The 17,045-nt window shown below is 72.7% G+C and carries 14 protein-coding genes and 1 pseudogene; 4 read left to right on the top strand and 11 right to left on the bottom strand.

Features of this window, described 5'->3' with window-relative positions; all coding sequences use genetic code 11:
* Positions 1-140: 140 nt before the first annotated feature.
* Both dnaJ and hrcA read right to left on the bottom strand, forming a co-directional pair.
* Positions 141-1,277: a molecular chaperone DnaJ gene (dnaJ, locus tag ACFY7C_RS11035; protein WP_389647157.1), complete on the bottom strand. Its 1,137-nt coding sequence runs from the start codon at positions 1,275-1,277 to the stop codon at positions 141-143.
* Entirely contained in the window at positions 1,278-2,297 is a 1,020-nt protein-coding gene (gene hrcA / locus ACFY7C_RS11030; protein WP_356697641.1) for a heat-inducible transcriptional repressor HrcA, read from the bottom strand.
* Between the two features lie 156 nt (positions 2,298-2,453).
* Between hrcA and ACFY7C_RS11025 the strand changes: the two genes are divergently transcribed.
* Both ACFY7C_RS11025 and ACFY7C_RS11020 read left to right on the top strand, forming a co-directional pair.
* A complete protein-coding gene (locus ACFY7C_RS11025) occupies positions 2,454-3,200 on the top strand; it encodes an MBL fold metallo-hydrolase (RefSeq protein WP_389647154.1) in 747 nt (248 codons plus the stop codon).
* Positions 3,201-3,210: 10 nt separating this feature from the next.
* Positions 3,211-4,014, top strand: a complete 804-nt coding sequence (locus ACFY7C_RS11020) for a DUF3097 domain-containing protein (RefSeq protein WP_389647152.1) — start codon at positions 3,211-3,213, stop codon at positions 4,012-4,014.
* A 161-nt stretch (positions 4,015-4,175) separates the two neighbouring features.
* Here ACFY7C_RS11020 and hemW read toward each other — a convergent pair whose 3' ends face one another.
* From hemW to lepA, 3 genes are all read right to left on the bottom strand, one after another.
* Positions 4,176-5,408 carry a radical SAM family heme chaperone HemW gene (hemW, locus tag ACFY7C_RS11015; protein ID WP_389647150.1) on the bottom strand — a complete coding sequence of 411 codons (1,233 nt, stop codon included), beginning with the start codon at positions 5,406-5,408 and terminating at the stop codon, positions 4,176-4,178.
* A gap of 67 nt (positions 5,409-5,475) precedes the next feature.
* Complete coding sequence (locus tag ACFY7C_RS11010; RefSeq protein ID WP_389647147.1) at positions 5,476-7,353, bottom strand: AMP-dependent synthetase/ligase; 1,878 nt, start codon at positions 7,351-7,353, stop codon at positions 5,476-5,478.
* A 154-nt stretch (positions 7,354-7,507) separates the two neighbouring features.
* Positions 7,508-9,379, bottom strand: coding sequence for a translation elongation factor 4 (lepA, locus tag ACFY7C_RS11005; protein WP_389647145.1), 1,872 nt, complete (start codon positions 9,377-9,379; stop codon positions 7,508-7,510).
* 184 nt (positions 9,380-9,563) lie between these two features.
* Here lepA and rpsT point away from each other — a divergent pair, with 184 nt between their 5' ends.
* Entirely contained in the window at positions 9,564-9,830 is a 267-nt protein-coding gene (gene rpsT, locus ACFY7C_RS11000) for a 30S ribosomal protein S20 (protein ID WP_030211082.1), read from the top strand.
* Positions 9,831-10,134: 304 nt separating this feature from the next.
* On the opposite strand, the gene holA is transcribed toward rpsT, so the two are convergent.
* A complete protein-coding gene (gene holA, locus ACFY7C_RS10995) occupies positions 10,135-11,124 on the bottom strand; it encodes a DNA polymerase III subunit delta (RefSeq protein WP_389647142.1) in 990 nt (329 codons plus the stop codon).
* Positions 11,125-11,180: 56 nt separating this feature from the next.
* Here holA and ACFY7C_RS10990 point away from each other — a divergent pair, with 56 nt between their 5' ends.
* The gene (locus tag ACFY7C_RS10990) at positions 11,181-11,426 is read left to right on the top strand and encodes a hypothetical protein (protein ID WP_389647139.1); all 246 of its coding nucleotides are present in this window, start codon (positions 11,181-11,183) and stop codon (positions 11,424-11,426) included.
* Between the two features lie 118 nt (positions 11,427-11,544).
* Here ACFY7C_RS10990 and ACFY7C_RS10985 read toward each other — a convergent pair.
* From ACFY7C_RS10985 to ACFY7C_RS10965, 5 genes and pseudogenes are all read right to left on the bottom strand, one after another.
* A pseudogene (locus ACFY7C_RS10985) lies at positions 11,545-11,637 on the bottom strand (YceI family protein); the annotation flags it as partial.
* Positions 11,638-11,649: 12 nt separating this feature from the next.
* On the bottom strand, positions 11,650-12,909 hold the full coding sequence (locus ACFY7C_RS10980) for an MFS transporter (protein WP_389647136.1): 1,260 nt from the start codon (positions 12,907-12,909) through the stop codon (positions 11,650-11,652).
* 2 nt (positions 12,910-12,911) lie between these two features.
* A complete protein-coding gene (locus ACFY7C_RS10975) occupies positions 12,912-13,532 on the bottom strand; it encodes a helix-turn-helix domain-containing protein (protein WP_389647134.1) in 621 nt (206 codons plus the stop codon).
* Positions 13,533-13,602: 70 nt separating this feature from the next.
* Positions 13,603-16,047 carry a ComEC/Rec2 family competence protein gene (locus tag ACFY7C_RS10970; protein ID WP_389647131.1) on the bottom strand — a complete coding sequence of 815 codons (2,445 nt, stop codon included), beginning with the start codon at positions 16,045-16,047 and terminating at the stop codon, positions 13,603-13,605.
* A complete protein-coding gene (locus ACFY7C_RS10965; protein ID WP_389647128.1) occupies positions 16,044-16,823 on the bottom strand; it encodes a helix-hairpin-helix domain-containing protein in 780 nt (259 codons plus the stop codon). The genes ACFY7C_RS10970 and ACFY7C_RS10965 overlap by 4 nt, the downstream gene beginning before the upstream one ends.
* Positions 16,824-17,045: the final 222 nt, after the last annotated feature.

Raw genomic sequence — 17,045 nt, 5'->3', positions numbered from 1 at the left:
CTCACATGGTGCGGGGCCCCGTGGCTCAGGCATCGGGCTCAGCGCCCGTTGAACGCATCCTTCAGACGCGAGAACAGCCCCTACTGCCCCGGCTGACTGTGCCTGCCCGGGGGGCGACCCCCGGACCCCCGGCAGAGCGCCTACCGCCCGTTGAACGCATCCTTCAGACGCGAGAACAGCCCCTGCTGCCCCGGCTGGAACTGCCCCGTCGGGCGCTCCTCGCCGCGCAGCTTGGCCAGCTCGCGCAGCAGGCGCTCCTGCTCCGGGTCGAGCTTCGACGGGGTCTGGACCTCGACGTGGACGATCAGGTCGCCCCGGCCGCCGCCGCGCAGGTGGGTGACGCCGCGGCCGTGCAGGGGGATGGACTGGCCGGACTGGGTGCCCGGGCGGATGTCCACGTCCTCCAGACCGTCGAGGGTCTGGAGCTGCACCTTCGTACCGAGCGAGGCCGCCGTCATGGGGAGGGTGACCGTGCAGTGCAGGTCGTCGCCGCGCCGCTGGAAGACCTCGTGCGGGAGCTCGTGGATCTCGACGTACAGGTCGCCGGCCGGGCCGCCGCCCGGGCCGACCTCGCCCTCGCCGGCGAGCTGGATCCGGGTGCCGTTGTCGACACCGGCCGGGATCTTGACCGTGAGGGTGCGACGGGAACGGACCCGGCCGTCGCCCGCGCACTCGGGGCACGGGGTCGGGACGACGGTGCCGAAGCCCTGGCACTGCGGGCAGGGACGGGAGGTCATGACCTGGCCCAGGAAGGACCGGGTGACCTGGGAGACCTCACCGCGGCCGCGGCACATGTCACAGGTCTGCGCGGAGGTGCCGGGCGCGGCGCCCTCGCCCGAGCAGGTGGTGCAGACGACGGCCGTGTCGACCTGGATGTCCTTCGTGGTGCCGAAGGCGGCCTCGTCGAGGGTGACCTCCAGACGGATCATCGCGTCCTGGCCGCGCCGGGTGCGCGAGCGCGGGCCGCGCTGGGACGCCGTACCGAAGAAGGCGTCCATGATGTCCGAGAAGTTGCCGAACCCGCCCGCGCCGAAGCCGCCGGCCCCGCCGCCTCCGGAGGAGGACAGGGGGTCGCCGCCGAGGTCGTAGACCTGCTTCTTCTGCGGGTCCGACAGGACCTCGTACGCGGCGTTGATCTCCTTGAACCGCTCCTGCGTCTTCGGGTCCGGGTTCACGTCCGGGTGAAGCTCGCGGGCGAGTCGCCGGAAAGCCTTCTTGATCTCGTCCTGCGAAGCGTCTCGACGCACGCCGAGGACGGCGTAATAGTCCGTGGCCACTTACGACTCCGCCAGGATCTGTCCGACGTAACGTGCCACTGCGCGTACCGCTCCCATCGTTCCGGGGTAGTCCATGCGGGTCGGTCCGACCACGCCGAGTTTGGCGACTGCCTCGCCGCCGGAACCGTAGCCGACCGAGACGACCGACGTGGACGTCAGTCCCTCGTGGGCGTTCTCGTGCCCGATCCGTACGGTCATGCCCGATTCCTTGGCCTCGCCGAGCAGCTTGAGGAGCACGACCTGCTCCTCAAGGGCTTCCAGGACGGGCCTGATCGTCAGGGGGAAGTCGTGTCCGAAGCGGGTCAGATTGGCGGTGCCGCCGATCATGAGCCGCTCCTCGTGCTCCTCCACGAGGGTCTCCAGGAGGGTCGCGAGCACGGTCGAGACCGTGGCGCGGTCCTCCGACTCCTCGAAGGACTCCGGCAGGTCCTGCACCAGCTGCGGCACGTCCGCGAAGCGGCGGCCGACGACCCGGCTGTTGAGCCGGGCCCGCAGGTCGGCGAGGGAGGTCTCGCCGAAGGGTGCCGGGCAGTCGATCACCCGCTGCTCGACGCGGCCGGTGTCGGTGATGAGCACCAGCATCAGCCGGGCGGGCGCGAGCGACAGCAGTTCCACGTGCCGCACCGTCGAACGGGTCAGCGAGGGGTACTGCACGACGGCGACCTGCCGGGTCAGCTGCGCGAGCAGCCGGACCGTGCGGCCGACGACGTCGTCGAGGTCGACGGCCCCGTCGAGGAAGTTGTGGATCGCCCGCCGCTCGGGGGTCGACAGCGGCTTGACGCCGGCCAACCGGTCCACGAAGAGGCGGTAGCCCTTGTCGGTGGGGATGCGCCCGGCACTGGTGTGAGGCTGGGCGATGTAGCCCTCCTCCTCCAGGACCGCCATGTCGTTGCGCACGGTGGCCGGCGAGACGCCGAGTTTGTGCCGCTCGGTCAGCGCCTTGGAGCCGACCGGCTCCTCCGTCCCGACGTAGTCCTGGACGATGGCGCGCAGCACCTCGAGTCTGCGTTCGCTGAGCATCGCGCGCACCTCCAGCTGTCGATCCGGTTCCGGTTGCTCCGCTTTTGGCACTCGCCCTGCCCGAGTGCCAGGAATCCCCCGGCCAGTGTACGGCGGCCGACATCGCTCCTGGCAAGGAGGCGGGGTCGGAGGGGTCGTGCCCGATAGCGTCGTCGCATGGACATGAATGGGGAAGACGCCCGTACGGAGCGATGGGAAGAGCTCGGCTGGGAGCGGCTCGGGGAGGGGGTCGGCAGGCGGCGACTGCCGGGCTGGGACGCCACCGCGGGCCTGGTCATCGGCCGTGACGCGGTCCTGCTGTACGACACCGGCGCCACCCTCGCACAGGGTGCGGAGCTGCACGCCCAGGTGGCGGAACTCACGGGCGGGCGCAGGGTGACGCATGTCGCACTCAGCCATCCGCACTTCGACCATGTGCTCGGGACGGCGGTCTTCGCGGGGGCCGAGGTCTTCGGGGCGGTCGGCATGGACACCCTGCTGCCGCGGGACCGGGAGGAGCTGCGGACGGACGCGGTACGGCAGGGGGTCGACGAGCGGGCCGCGGCGGAGGCGGCCGAGGTGCTGGTCGCACCGCGCCACACCGTCTCGGGCGAGTGGACCCTCGACCTGGGCGGCCGGCAGGTGCTGCTGGCCAACGTGGGGCCGGGCCACTCGGGCCACGACCTGGCGCTCCTCGTCCCGGCCGAGCGGGAGATCGTCTTCTGCGGCGACCTGGTCGAGGAGTCGGGCGAACCCCAGGCAGGCCCGGACGCGATCCCGGCCCGCTGGCCGGACGCCCTGGACCGCCTACTGGCCCTGGGCGGCGACGACGCGGTGTACGTGCCGGGCCACGGGGCGGTGGTCGACGCCACGTTCGTGCGACGCCAGCGCCATGAACTGGCACGGCGCTTCTCCGTCGCATAACGTCCCCCGAATGCGCAGCTACAACCCGGATCTGACACCTCCTTGGAAGCGCTCGGCGCCCGTCCCGGAGGTCCCGGCGGACCGTGACCTCGTGGTCGAGGAGGTCTCGACGGGCTTCTGCGGGGCGGTGATCCGCTGTGAGGCGGGCACGGTGACGCTCGAGGACCGCTTCGGCAAGCACCGGGTCTTCCCGATGGAACCGCGCGGCTTCCTCCTGGAGGGCCGGGTCGTCACCCTGGTCCGCCCCGCCCGCCCGGCGCCCGCGCGGCCCACCCGTACCGCCTCCGGCTCGATCGCCGTCCCCGGCGCCCGGGCGCGGGTCGCCCGGGCCGGCCGGATCTACGTCGAGGGCCGCCACGACGCCGAGCTGGTGGAGCGGGTGTGGGGCGACGACCTGCGGATCGAGGGCGTCGTCGTGGAGTACCTGGAGGGCGTCGACGACCTCCCGGCCATCGTCGCCGACTTCGCCCCCGCCCCGGACGCCCGCCTCGGCGTCCTGGTCGACCACCTGGTGGACGGCTCCAAGGAGTCCCGCATCGCGGCCCAGGTCTCCTCCCCCGACGTCCTCGTCGTCGGCCACCCCTACATCGACGTCTGGCAGGCCGTGAAGCCCTCCGCCCTGTCCATCCCCGCCTGGCCGACCGTCCCCCGCGGTCAGGACTGGAAGACCGGCGTCTGCCAAGCCCTCGGCTGGCCCCCCAACACCGGCGCCGCCTGGCAGCACATCCTGTCCCACGTCCACTCGTACAAGGACCTGGAACCGGAGCTGCTGGGAAGGGTGGAGGAACTGATCGACTTCGTGACGGCGCCGTAGCCGGGACGGCCGGCCTCGCCCCGCCCGTGTGGGCAATCGTCCCGCGGGGCGGGACGGGTGGGCACACGGGACGGCGCCCTGGCGGGCGCCTCCGCTCCCCGTACCTACGACGCCCACGAGGAGGGCGCCGTCACGAGGGCGGGCCGCCCCCGAGCACCCCGCTAGTCCACCAGGTCCCGCACCACCGCGTCGGCCAGCAGGCGGCCCCGCAGCGTCAGAACCGCCCGCCCCTCCCCGTACGGCCCCGCGTCCAGGAGTCCGTCCGCGAGGGCCCGCTCGGCGGCGGCCAGGCCTGCGGGCTTGAGCAGCCCCAGCTGGACCCCTTCCCGGAGACGCAGCTCCAGGAGGACCCGCTCGACCCGCCGGTCCTCCTCGGAGAGGACCTCACGACCGGCTCCGGGGGACCGCCCCTCGCCCAGGGCCGCCGCGTACGCCCCGGGGTGCTTGACGTTCCACCAGCGCACGCCGCCCACGTGGCTGTGGGCGCCCGGGCCGGCGCCCCACCAGTCGGCGCCGCGCCAGTACAGCTCGTTGTGGAGACAGCGGCCCGCCTCGGAGGTGGCCCAGTTGGACACCTCGTACCACTCGAAGCCGGCACCGGAGAGCACCTCCTCGGCCATCAGGTACCGGTCGGCGTGGACGTCGTCGTCGGTCATGGGTATCTCGCCGCGCCGGATGCGCCGGGCCAGCTGGGTGCCCTCCTCCACGATGAGCGCGTAGGCGCTGACGTGGTCGGGACCGGCGCCGATCGCCGCGTCGAGGGACGCCCGCCAGTCGTCGTCGGACTCGCCGGGCGTGCCGTAGATGAGGTCGAGGTTGACGTGCTCGAAGCCGGCCGCCCGCGCCTCCGCGACGCATGCCTCGGGGCGGCCGGGAGTGTGGCTGCGGTCGAGGATCTTCAGCACGTGCTGCCGGGCGCTCTGCATGCCGAAGGAGATCCGGTTGAAGCCGCCGGCCCGCAGCTCCTCCAGATAGGCCGGGGTCACGGACTCCGGGTTGGCCTCGGTCGTCACCTCGGCGTCGTCGGCGATCCCGAACTCGTCCCGGACGGCCGCCAGCATCGACACGAGGTCGGCCGCGTCGAGCAGCGTGGGCGTGCCGCCGCCGACGAAGACGGTCCGCACCGGACGCGGGTCGTCGCCGAGGACCTTGCGGGCGAGCCGTATCTCCTCGGCCACCTGCCCCGCGTAGTTCTCCCGGGAGGCGAGCACGCCGCCGGCGCCGCGCAGCTCGCTCGCGGTGTAGGTGTTGAAGTCGCAGTAGCCGCACCGGGTGGCGCAGTACGGCACGTGCAGATAGAACCCGAGCGGACGCTCCCCGGCCCCCTGCAGGGCGTGCGCGGGCAGCGCCCCGTCGTCGGGCATGGGCTCACCATCGGGCAGTACGGAAGGCATGAGCCCATTGTCCCGTACCGCCCGACGTGACCGCCGAGCCTGTGGATAACTCCGGGGCGCGGGCGGATCAGGCCTCGCGCGCTCCCGCGTACATCTCGTCGATCAGGTGCTGGTAGGTCCGCTCCACGACCGGCCGCTTCATCTTCAGGCTCGGCGTGAGCTCGCCGTGCTCGACGTCGAGGTCGCGCGGCAGGAGCCGGAACTTCTTGATCGTCTGCCAGCGCTGCAGGCCCTCGTTGAGGCGGGTGACGTAGCCCTCGATGAGCTTCTCGACCTGCGGGGAGGCGACGACCTCGGCGTAGGACTTGCCGGCGAGCCCGTGCTCGGCGGCCCAGCCCAGGATGGAGGGCTCGTCGAGCGCGATGAGCGCGCTGCAGTAGTTCCGGTCGGCGCCGAGGACCACGATGTTGGAGACGAAGGGGCAGACGGCCTTGAACTGGCCCTCGATCTCCGTCGGGGCGATGTACTTGCCGCCGGAGGTCTTGAACAGGTCCTTCTTGCGGTCGGTGATCCGCAGGTAGCCGTCGGCGGACAGCTCGCCGATGTCGCCGGTGTGGAACCAGCCGTCCGGCTCCAGGACCTCGGCCGTCTTCTCCGGCAGGCCGTGGTAGCCCTCCATGATGCCGGGGCTGCGCAGCAGGATCTCGCCGTCGTCGGCGATGCGGACCTCGGTGCCGGGCAGCGGCTTGCCGACGGTGCCGGTGCGGTAGGCCTCGCCGGGGTTGACGAAGGAGGCGGCGGAGGACTCGGTGAGGCCGTAGCCCTCCAGGATGTGGATGCCGGCGCCGGAGAAGAAATAGCCGATCTCGGGGGCCAGGGCGACCGAGCCGGAGACGGCGGCGCGCAGCCGGCCGCCGAAGGCCTCGCGGAGCTTCTTGTAGACGAGCGCGTCGGCGATCTTGTGCTGGGCGGTGAGGCCGAAGGGCGCGGACGCGGTGCCGGTGCGGCGGAAGTTGTCCTGGGTGACCTTGGCGTACTCGCGGGCGACGCCGGCCGCCCACTGGAAGATCTTGTACTTGGCCCCGCCGCCCTCGCGGGCCTTGGCGGCCACGCCGTTGTAGACCTTCTCGAAGATGCGGGGGACGGCGGCCATGTAGGTGGGCTGCACGACCGGCAGGTTCACGATGATCTTGTCGATCCGGCCGTCGACGGCGGTGACGTGGCCGACCTCGATCTGGCCGGAGGTGAGCACCTTGCCGAAGACGTGGGCGAGCGGCAGCCACAGGTACTGCACGTCCTCCTGGGTGACCAGGCCGGTGGCGGCGATGGCCTTGGCCATGTACGACCAGTTGTCGTGCGGGAGGCGGACGCCCTTGGGGCGGCCGGTGGTGCCCGAGGTGTAGATGAGGGTGGCGAGCTGGTCCCTGGTGATCGCGCCGACCCGCTCCTTGACGACCTCGGGGTGCTTCTCCAGGTACGCCTTGCCGCGCGCCTCCAGCTCGGCGAGGGTGAGCACCCACTCGTCGGAGGTGTCGGCGCCCTCGGGGTCGATGACGACGACGTGGTGGAGCTGGGGCAGGTCGGCGCGGCGCTCGACGGCCTTGGCGAGCTGGGCGGCGTTCTCGGCGATGAGGACGCGCGAGTCGGAGTCGGACAGGATGAAGGCCGACTCCTCGGCGTTGGTCTGCGGGTAGACCGTGGTGACGGCGGCGCCGGCGCACATGACGCCGAGGTCGGCGAGGATCCACTCCACGCGGGTCGAGGAGGCGAGGGCGACCCGCTCCTCCGGCTCGACGCCGAGGTCGATGAGGCCGGCCGCGATGCCGAAGACGCGCTCGGCGGCCTGTCCCCAGCTGAGCGACTTCCAGTCGTCGGGGCCCTGGCCGGAGGCGGCGGGGACCGGGTAGCGGTAGGCCTCCGCGTCGGGAGTCCGCTCCACGCGCTCCAGGAAGAGGGCCGCGACGGACGGCGGCCGGTTCTCGATCAGGGTCTGTGTGTCGCTCACGACGTCCTCCGGGCGGCGGCGGTGCGGAACTAACTGGTGAGTAACCTTCGAGCGGCTTCAGAGTAGAGCGCCGAAGACTGGCGCGTAAGAGCTTGCATATAACGAACGGGTCTGCGCGCCAACGGCACACAGACCCGTTCGGTGTATGCGGCAGTTACTTCTTGGCCTTGCCGCCGGCCGCGTCGTCGCTGGACAGGACGGCGATGAAGGCCTCCTGGGGCACCTCCACGGAGCCGACCATCTTCATCCGCTTCTTGCCTTCCTTCTGCTTCTCCAGCAGCTTCCGCTTACGGGAGATGTCACCGCCGTAGCACTTGGCGAGGACGTCCTTGCGGATGGCGCGGATGGTCTCGCGGGCGATGACCCGGGAGCCGATGGCGGCCTGGATCGGCACCTCGAAGGCCTGCCGCGGGATGAGCTCGCGCAGCTTGGCGACGAGCCGCACACCGTAGGCGTACGCGGCGTCCTTGTGGGTGATCGCCGAGAAGGCGTCCACCTTGTCGCCGTGCAGCAGGATGTCGACCTTGACCAGGCTGGAGGCCTGCTCGCCGGTGGGCTCGTAGTCGAGCGAGGCGTAGCCGCGGGTCTTGGACTTCAGCTGGTCGAAGAAGTCGAAGACGATCTCGGCCAGCGGGAGGGTGTAGCGGATCTCGACGCGGTCCTCGGAGAGGTAGTCCATGCCGAGGAGGGTGCCGCGCCGGTTCTGGCACAGCTCCATGATCGAGCCGATGAACTCGGTCGGGGCCAGGATCGTGGCCCGCACGACCGGCTCGTAGACCTCGCTGATCTTGCCCTCGGGGAACTCGCTCGGGTTGGTGACCGTGTGCTCGGCGCCGTCCTCCATGATCACGCGGTAGACCACGTTGGGGGCGGTCGCGATCAGGTCGAGGCCGAACTCGCGCTCCAGGCGCTCGCGGATCACGTCCAGGTGGAGCAGGCCGAGGAAGCCGACGCGGAAGCCGAAGCCGAGGGCAGCGGAGGTCTCGGGCTCGTAGACGAGCGCGGCGTCGTTGAGCTGGAGCTTGTCGAGGGCGTCGCGCAGCTCGGGGTAGTCCGAGCCGTCCAGCGGATACAGACCGGAGAAGACCATCGGCTTCGGGTCCTTGTAGCCGCCCAGCGCCTCCTGGGCGCCCTTGACCTGGGAGGTGATCGTGTCACCGACCTTGGACTGGCGGACGTCCTTCACGCCGGTGATGAGGTAGCCCACCTCGCCGACGCCGAGGCCGTCGGCCGGCAGCATCTCGGGCGAGTTGGTGCCGATCTCCAGGAGCTCGTGGGTGGCGCCGGTCGACATCATCCGGATGCGCTCGCGCTTGTTGAGCTGGCCGTCGATGACACGGACGTACGTGACGACGCCCCGGTACGAGTCGTACACGGAGTCGAAGATCATCGCGCGGGCCGGCGCGTCGGCGACGCCCACCGGGGCCGGGATGTCCCGGACGACACGGTCGAGCAGCGCCTCGACGCCCATGCCGGTCTTGGCGGAGACCTTGAGGACATCCTCCGGCTGGCAGCCGATGAGGTTGGCCAGCTCCTCGGCGAACTTCTCCGGCTGGGCGGCCGGGAGGTCGATCTTGTTGAGCACCGGGACGATGGTGAGGTCGTTCTCCATCGCCAGGTAGAGGTTGGCCAGGGTCTGCGCCTCGATGCCCTGCGCGGCGTCCACGAGCAGGATCGTGCCCTCGCAGGCCGCGAGCGAGCGCGAGACCTCGTAGGTGAAGTCGACGTGCCCGGGGGTGTCGATCATGTTCAGGATGTGCGTCGTGCCCTGGTCGGGCCCCTCGTTGGGGGCCCAGGGCAGACGGACCGCCTGGGACTTGATCGTGATGCCGCGCTCACGCTCGATGTCCATCCGGTCGAGATACTGGGCGCGCATCTGCCGCTGGTCGACCACACCGGTCAGCTGGAGCATCCGGTCGGCGAGCGTGGACTTGCCGTGGTCGATGTGCGCGATGATGCAGAAATTGCGGATCAGAGCCGGGTCGGTTCGGCTCGGCTCGGGCACGTTGGTAGGAGTCGCGGGCACGCAGGGTTCTCGTCTCGGGCGATGTTCAGAACGGATACGTAGGCTCCATGGTCCCATGACTGCGGGCCGGTGCTCGGTTTGGGCGGTGCGGAGAGCGGCTGATACCGTGGACAGCTGTGTCTCGTGTGCCCTCTCAGCTGCGCGGCACATCCTGAAGAAACATCGAACCTGTAAAGGCTCTTTCGTGGCGAACATCAAGTCCCAGATCAAGCGGAACAAGACCAACGAGAAGGCGCGCCTGCGCAACAAGGCCGTCAAGTCGTCGCTCAAGACCGCGATCCGCAAGGCCCGTGAGGCTGTCGCCGCCGGCGACCTCGAGAAGGCCACTGTGGCCGCTCGTGCCGCTTCGCGTCAGCTCGACAAGGCTGTCTCGAAGGGTGTCATCCACAAGAACGCCGCCGCCAACAAGAAGTCGGCGCTGGCCACCAAGGTTGCCTCCCTCCAGGGCTGAGCTCTGATGTAACCGGCCGGACGGGACCCAGCGGGCCCTCTCTTCCGCTCCCACCCGGCCACCCCGGCCTCGTACGCGAGACGCGTTCGCCACGCGTGTACGGGACCACCCACGCATAACGACGAAGGCCCCGCCGCCCTCCTTCCCCAGGAGCCGCCGGGGCCTTCGTCGTGCCCGGGGGCATTCGCCAGGTCCGGGGGCATTCGCCAGGTCCGGGGGCCTTCGCCGGGTGCGCGTGCGATGGGGGGCGCGGCGGGGGCTGCCGGGGCGGGGCACCGGCCCGGGGGCGGGCCGGTACGGAGGGTCAGCCGCGGCGCATGCGGGCCGCGCGGGCGATGGTCACCACGGCCTTCTCCAGGGCGTACTCCGGATCGTCGCCGCCGCCCTTCACTCCCGCGTCCGCCTCCGCGACCGCCCGCAGGGCGACGGCGACGCCGTCAGGGGTCCAGCCGCGCATCTGCTGGCGGACGCGGTCGATCTTCCAGGGCGGCATGCCCAGCTCGCGCGCGAGGTCGGCCGGGCGGCCGCCGCGGGCGGAGGAGAGCTTGCCGATCGCCCGGACGCCCTGGGCGAGCGCGCTGGTGATCAGGACGGGGGCGACGCCCGTGGAGAGCGACCAGCGCAGGGCCTCCAGGGCCTCCGCCGCGCGCCCCTCGACGGCACGGTCCGCGACCGTGAAGGACGAGGCCTCGGCGCGGCCCGTGTAGTAGCGCCCGACGACCGCCTCGTCGATGGTGCCGTCGACGTCCGCCGTCAGCTGGGCCACCGCGGAGGCCAGCTCCCGCAGATCGCTGCCGATCGCGTCGACCAGCGCCTGGCACGCCTCGGGCGTGGCCGAGCGCCCCAGCGACCGGAACTCCTGCCGCACGAACGTCAGCCGCTCCGCCGGCTTGGTCGTCTTCGGGCAGGCCACCTCCCGCGCCCCCGCCTTGCGGGCCGCGTCCAGGAGTCCCTTGCCCTTGGCGCCACCGGCGTGCAGCAGCACCAGCGTGATCTCCTCGACGGGCGAGTCGAGGTACGCCTTGATGTCCTTGATCGTGTCCGCCGACAGGTCCTGCGCGTTCCGCACGACCAGGACCTTCCGCTCGGCGAAGAGCGAGGGACTGGTCAGCTCCGCAAGCGTGCCGGGCTGGAGCTGTTCGGGGGCGAGGTCGCGGACGTCGGTGTCGGCGTCGGCGGCGCGGGCCGCCGCCACCACCTCCCGGACCGCGCGGTCGAGCAGCAGGTCCTCCTGGCCCACGGCGAGCGTGAGGGGACCGAGGAGGTCGTCGGTGGAAGTCTTTCTGGTGGCCATCGCGCTCCAGCATCCCATGGGCCACCGACACTCGGGCCATCGTCGAGAATGTGCACGTGAGCGATGTGAGACACGTACTGGTCCTCCCCGACCGCGACGCGGCCGAGGAGGTCGCCGAGGAGCTGCCCGACCGCTTCGGCGTCGCCGAGGAGCCGCAGCTCGTCCGGGACGCCCTGGCGGGCGAGGACGACGCCGAGGACGCCCAGTGGCTGGTGGTCGTCGAGGACCCGGAGGGCCGCCTTGACCCGGCGGCGCTCGACGGGCTGGCCGCCGAGTACGAGGGCTGGCTGGAGGCGCCGTAGGACGTCAGGCCGGGGCCGCGGCCTTCGGCACGATCTGGACGTCCAGGGCGATGCCGGAGCCGACCGCCGCGACGCCGCGCGCGAGCGGCGTCCGGCAGCCGCTGGGCCGTCACCGGCTCGTCGGGTGGGCGCCGACGCCGAGGAAGTCGCCGGAGCGCTGATGGTCGTCGCGCATCCGCACACCGGTGTCGATGCAGGCCGCGTCGATCACCCTTGGCCCCGCCTACACGTGTGAGGCGACCGGCGCCCGCTCCGGCAACTCCCGCAGACGCGGCAGCGGCGAGGGCAGCACCCACAGCACCGCGAACACCGCGCCCGCGGTCGCTATCCACAGCGTGGGCCGCAGTCCGAGGCCGGCGCCGAGCAGACCGCCGACGAGCGCGCCGACCGGACGGAAGCCGTGGTTCAGCGTCCGGAACGCCCCCATCACGCGGGACCGGATGGCGTCGGGTATCAGCGCCATCTGGAAGGAGCCGGCCGCGACGTCCACCACCATCACGCCGACGCAGGAGAGGAACTCGGCGGCGAACAGCAGCCCGATCACCAGCGGCAGCGGCCCGTCGGCGAGGGGGATCAGGAGCAGCGGGAGGGTGAAGCCGAGGTAGCCGGCCACGAGGGACGGGCCGATGCCGATCCACCGGACGACGGCGCCGCTCGTCACCGCGCCGATCAGCCCGCCCACGGCCCCCGCCGCGAGCACCGCCCCCAGCACGCCGGGGCTCAGGCCCAGTTCGGTCGTCGCGTAGAGCACGAAGAGGGTGTGGAACATGTAGTTGAAGAACTGGACCGTACCGGCCGAGGCGAACAGCGCGCGCATCGACGCGTCCTTCAGCAACCAGCGCAGTCCCTCGGTGAAGTGCCCCTTCTCGACCGGCGCGGGGGCCGGTTCCTCGGGTCTGATCCGCGCCAGGTACCCGGCCGAGACCAAATAGGTGAGCGCGTCCGCGAGCAGTGCGAAGGGCGCGGTGAGGACCTGCACGAGCACACCGCCGATCCCCGGCCCCGCCAGCCAGGCCATCGACCGGCTGCCGTTGACGAGGGAGTTGGCCTGCACATACCGCTCGGTGGGGACGAGCGCCACGAACAGCGTGGTGTTGCACGCCTCGAACATGACGCTGAGCGCGCCCACCCCGAAGGCCACCACGTACAGCTGGCCGAGCGTCAGCATGTCCAGGAGGTACGCGGCCGGGAGGGTCAGCAGCAGCGCCGCCCGTCCCAGGTCGGCCGCGATCATGGCCCGTCTCCTCCGGGCCTGCCGGTCGGCCCAGGCACCGAGCGGCAGGTTGAGCAGCAGCGCGGGCAGCAGCTCGGCCGTCTTCAGCCAGCCCATCTCGGCGGCGTCGGCCCCCAGGACGAGCACGGCGGCGAGCGGGAGCGCCATGAGTGAGATCTGGTCGCCGACGAGCGAAACCGTCTGGCCCGTCCAGTACCGCCGGAAGGGGCGCTCGCGAAGCAGCGCGGGTATGCGGGTGCCGATCGCCATGATCACTGCTCCTCGTCGTCGGCGGGGGTGCCGCCGGGCGCTCCCTCGGGGAACTCCCGGTCCAGATAGGCGATGCGCACGATGCTCACGGGCCTGGCCCCTTCGGGTCGCCGGGCCGGGTCGAGGTCACGGTCCTCGTAGGGCCGCAGCAGCTCCCCGATCCGCCGGCCGAGGTCGGTGAGCTCCTCGGGGGTGAGGTGCACCAGCGTGTCGCCGAACTGCTCGGCCTCATGCCACTCCGGGGGCAGGGTGTGCCGGTTCTCCACGGCCCGGAGGACCCGGTGGAAGTACAGCTCGATCGCGGCCCCGCTGAGCGCGTTCGCCGCCTCGGCGACCGCCGCGTCCTCGCTGTGGTCGGGCCACTCCGTGAACTGGGCCGTCGCCCGCCACGGCTTCTCCCGCCCCTTGCCGCCCGGCGCCTCCTCGACCAGCCCGTACTTGGCGAGTATCCGCAGGTGGTACGAGCAGCTGGCGACGGACTCGCCGGTCAGCTCGGCCGCCTGGGTGGCGGTGAGCGGGCCGCTGCGCCGCAGCAGACCCACGAGGGTCATCCGCGTCGGATGGGCGTAGGCGCGCAGGGCGCGGGGGTCGGTGAGCCGGATGCTGCGAGACTGCTCGGTCATGATGTAAACATAACTTTAGAAAGACTCCTTTACAAGGATCGGGCGCACGAACTCCTTTGCTCGCGCGGCCTCACGGCACTCCCACGGCGGAGGTGTGCGCCGTGAGCCCGGCGCCCGCACCCGTCACCGCGATCGCCCCGTCCCGGTCCGTGCTCAGCACCCGCGCGCCACCGGCCCGCAGCGCCCCCATCGTCATCGGCGAGGGATGCCCGTACGGGTTGTCCCGCCCCGCCGACACCAGGGCCAGCCTCGGCCGCACCGCCCGCATCAGCTCCGGGTCCTGGTGGGCCGAACCGTGGTGGGCGACCTTGAGCACGTCCACCGACGGCAGCGCCGGCCAGGCCCGCAACAGGCCGCGCTGAGCCGGCGGTTCGAGGTCGCCGAGCAGCAGCAGGTTCACCCCGCCGGCGGTGCGGACCAACAGCGTGACGCTGGCGTCATTGGGCCCCGACTCCTCGGGCCCCAAGGCGGGATGGCTCCTCGGCCACAGCACCTGCCACTCCAGCGAACCGAGCGAGCGCCGCTCCCCCGCCTCCGCCCGCACCAGCGGCACCCCGGCCGCGAGCGCCGTCCGCCGCACGAACGCGGCCTGCTCCGGCGGCTCGTCAAGACCGGTCGTCTGGATCACGCCCACCGCCCGCCCGCGCAGCACCCCCGGCAGCCCGGCCACATGATCCGCGTGGAAGTGGGTCAGCACCAGGAGCGGGATCCGGCGCACCCCGAGATCCCGGAGGCAGCGGTCGACCGGCGCCGGATCCGGCCCTGCGTCCACCACGACGGCGGTGTCCCCACCGGCCGACAGGACGGTGGCGTCGCCCTGACCGACCTGGCACATCGCGAACACCCAGCCCGGTGGCGGCCAGCCGGTGACCAGCCGGACCAGCGGCGGCGGCCGCACCACCGCCAGGAACAGCAGCACGGCACAGCCCGCTCCGATCCACCGCCGCCCGGGCAACCGCCGCACGGCGAGCAGCACGAGCCCGGACAGCAGCGCCAGCAGCGCCCCTCCCCACCAGCCGTCCGGCCAGGCCGTCTCCGCCCCGGGCAGCTCCGCCCCGGTCCGGGCCACCTTCGCGATCCACCCGGCGGGCAGACCCGCGATCCGCGCCGCCGTCTCCGCCGCCCCGGGCCACACGGGCGCGAGCCCCAGCGCGGCGAACCCGAGGACCGTCGCCGGGGCCACCGCCGGCTCCGCGAGCAGGTTGGCGGGCACCGCCACCAGGCTCACCCGTGCCGCGAAGACCGCCACGACGGGAGCGCACACAGCCTGCGCCGCCAGCGTCGCCCCCAGCGCCTCGGCGATCCGGCCGGGCACCCCGCGCCGCCGCAGCGCATCGCTCCAGCGCGGCGCGACCGTGAGCAGCGCCCCCGTGGCCAGGACCGAGAGCAGGAATCCGTAACTGCGCGCCAGCCAGGGGTCGTAGAGCACCAGGATCAGCACCACGCCGGCGAGCGCCGGGATCAGCGAGCGGCGCCGGCCGGTCGCGATGGCCAGCAGCGTGACGAGTCCGCACGCCGCCGCACGCAGGACACTCGGGTCCGGCCGGCACACGACCACGAACGCGAGCGTCAGTCCTCCCCCGGCGAGGGCCGTCGCCCGCAGCGGGATGCCGAGCCTGGGGGCGAGCCCGCCCCGCTCCACCCGCTGGGCCGTGCCGGGCCTGCCGATGAGGAGCAGCAGGACGACCGTGAGGTTGGAACCGGAGACGGCCAGCAGGTGCGTCAGATCGGTCGCTTCGAAGGCCTCCTTCAACTCGGGCCCGATCCGCGAGGTGTCGCCCACGACGAGCCCCGGCAGCAGCGCCCGGGCATCCGGAGGCAGCCCGTCCGTCGCCCGCCGCAGTCCGGCACGCAGCTCCCCGGCCCTGCGCTGGAGCGCGCTCGGCCGGCCGGTGACCGGGGGCGGTCCGCCGCCGTCGGCCCGGAGCACGGCGGCGAAGACATCGCCGGACCGCGGCGGCGCGAGCCTGCCCCGCACGCCGATCCAGGTCGAGGGAAGCAGCGACAGCCACTCCTGTCGATCCTTGCCCGCGGGCACCAGGACCAGGACCGGCGCCCTGGTCCGGTGCACGGCACCGTCCCGCCCCTGCACCCTGATCACCTCGCCCGTCACCACCACGAGGACGGGCGCTGCCCGGTTGCCGCTCGTCCGCGGCCGGGTGAGCCGAGGATCGGCGGTGACCGTCACCTCGGCCTCCACCCGCCCGTAGGCGGAGGCGAGTTCGGGCACCGGACCGCGCCGCAGGTCGGCGGCGTGCAGACCACCGGAAGCGGCGCCCGCGGCAGCGCAGAGCAGTACCCCGGCGAAGGCGGTCGCCCGCAGCCCGCGTCGCGCGGCCGGCACCAGCAGCAGCGCCGCCCCGGCCAGGCAGAGCAGCACGCCGGCGACCGTCCACCACCCGGCGACGCCCACCGCGAGCGCCGCGCCGCCCCATGCGGCGAGGGCCGGCGGGACGAGCCGCAGATCGGCCGGGCCCTCGTCCCTCGATGCCGTGGGGCGGATGTCCTCGCTCATGGCCGGACCAGCGGCGCGAGGTCCGCGAATCGGCGCTCGCCGATCCCGTTGACGTCCCGCAGTTCGGCGACCGACCGGAATCCTCCGTGCTGAACCCGGTGTTCGACGATGTGCCGGGCGAGGACCGGGCCGACGCCGGGCAGCGCGTCGAGCTGTTCCACACTCGCCGCGTTGAGGCTCAGAGGACTCGTCGGACTCGGCGCTCCCAGCCCCGCGCCGGACCCCGTGCCGGCCGCTCCCCCGGCTCCCGCGCCGCTCACCGTCGCGGGGAGGCCCACCAGGACCTGTTCGCCGTCCTGGAGGACCCGCGCCCGGTTGAGGCCCGTCAGGTCCGTGCCCGGCCGGATGCCACCGGCCGCGCGCAGGGCGTCGGCGACGCGGGACCCGGCGGGCAGCGTGAACACCCCGGGCCGGCGCACCTTCCCCCCGACGTCCACGACGACGACCGACCCCGCACCCGTAGCCGATCCCGCGCCTGCCGGCGTGGCAGTCCCCGCGCCGGTCCCTGTCCCCGCTCCCGTCCCTTTCGGCGCGGAGGACGGGCGTTCCGGTACCGGTGACACGGCACCGGGCAGCGGCCGGGCCGCCGCCACCACTTCGGGTGCCCTGACCTGCTGGGGGCGGCCCGTCCAGAAGGAGGCCCCCGCGACACCGGCGCCCACGACGAGGACGACGGCGAGCGCGGCCAGCGAACGGCGCTCCAGCCCGCACCGGGACTGGACCCACAGCGGCAGCCGCTCGCGCACCGCGAGCCGTAACCGCTCCGCGCGCCGCACGGGCGGTTCCGGTCCCGCCCGCTCCCCCGCGAGAAGCTCCGGCGGCTCCGGGAGCCCCGGTGGTTTGTTCGGGGCGGGTGGCGCGGGCGGGAACAGCGCCTCGCCCCGTCGCCGCACCGTCTCCGGAGCCGGCCGTGCCGCCCGAGCCGTCCGGGCCGTTCGTGTGCGTCGCCGTGTGACACGGCCGTCCGATCCCGGCGCCCGGCCGGGTCCGCTGGTCGC

The organism is Streptomyces sp. NPDC012769 (assembly GCF_042901205.1).
Taxonomy (GTDB): Bacteria; Actinomycetota; Actinomycetes; order Streptomycetales; family Streptomycetaceae; genus Streptomyces.
The sequence above is the reverse complement of the archived record's forward strand: the minus strand, read 5'-3'. Positions and strand labels throughout refer to the sequence as shown.

Coding starts and splice junctions, on each gene's coding strand:
- hrcA (WP_356697641.1), bottom strand. CDS start 2,297: ATGCTCAGCGAACGCAGACTCGAGGTGCTGCGCGCCATCGTCCAGGAC.
- ACFY7C_RS11025 (WP_389647154.1), top strand. CDS start 2,454: ATGGACATGAATGGGGAAGACGCCCGTACGGAGCGATGGGAAGAGCTC.
- ACFY7C_RS11020 (WP_389647152.1), top strand. CDS start 3,211: ATGCGCAGCTACAACCCGGATCTGACACCTCCTTGGAAGCGCTCGGCG.
- hemW (WP_389647150.1), bottom strand. CDS start 5,408: ATGCCTTCCGTACTGCCCGATGGTGAGCCCATGCCCGACGACGGGGCG.
- holA (WP_389647142.1), bottom strand. CDS start 11,124: ATGGCCACCAGAAAGACTTCCACCGACGACCTCCTCGGTCCCCTCACG.
- ACFY7C_RS10980 (WP_389647136.1), bottom strand. CDS start 12,909: ATGGCGATCGGCACCCGCATACCCGCGCTGCTTCGCGAGCGCCCCTTC.
- ACFY7C_RS10975 (WP_389647134.1), bottom strand. CDS start 13,532: ATGACCGAGCAGTCTCGCAGCATCCGGCTCACCGACCCCCGCGCCCTG.
- ACFY7C_RS10970 (WP_389647131.1), bottom strand. CDS start 16,047: ATGAGCGAGGACATCCGCCCCACGGCATCGAGGGACGAGGGCCCGGCC.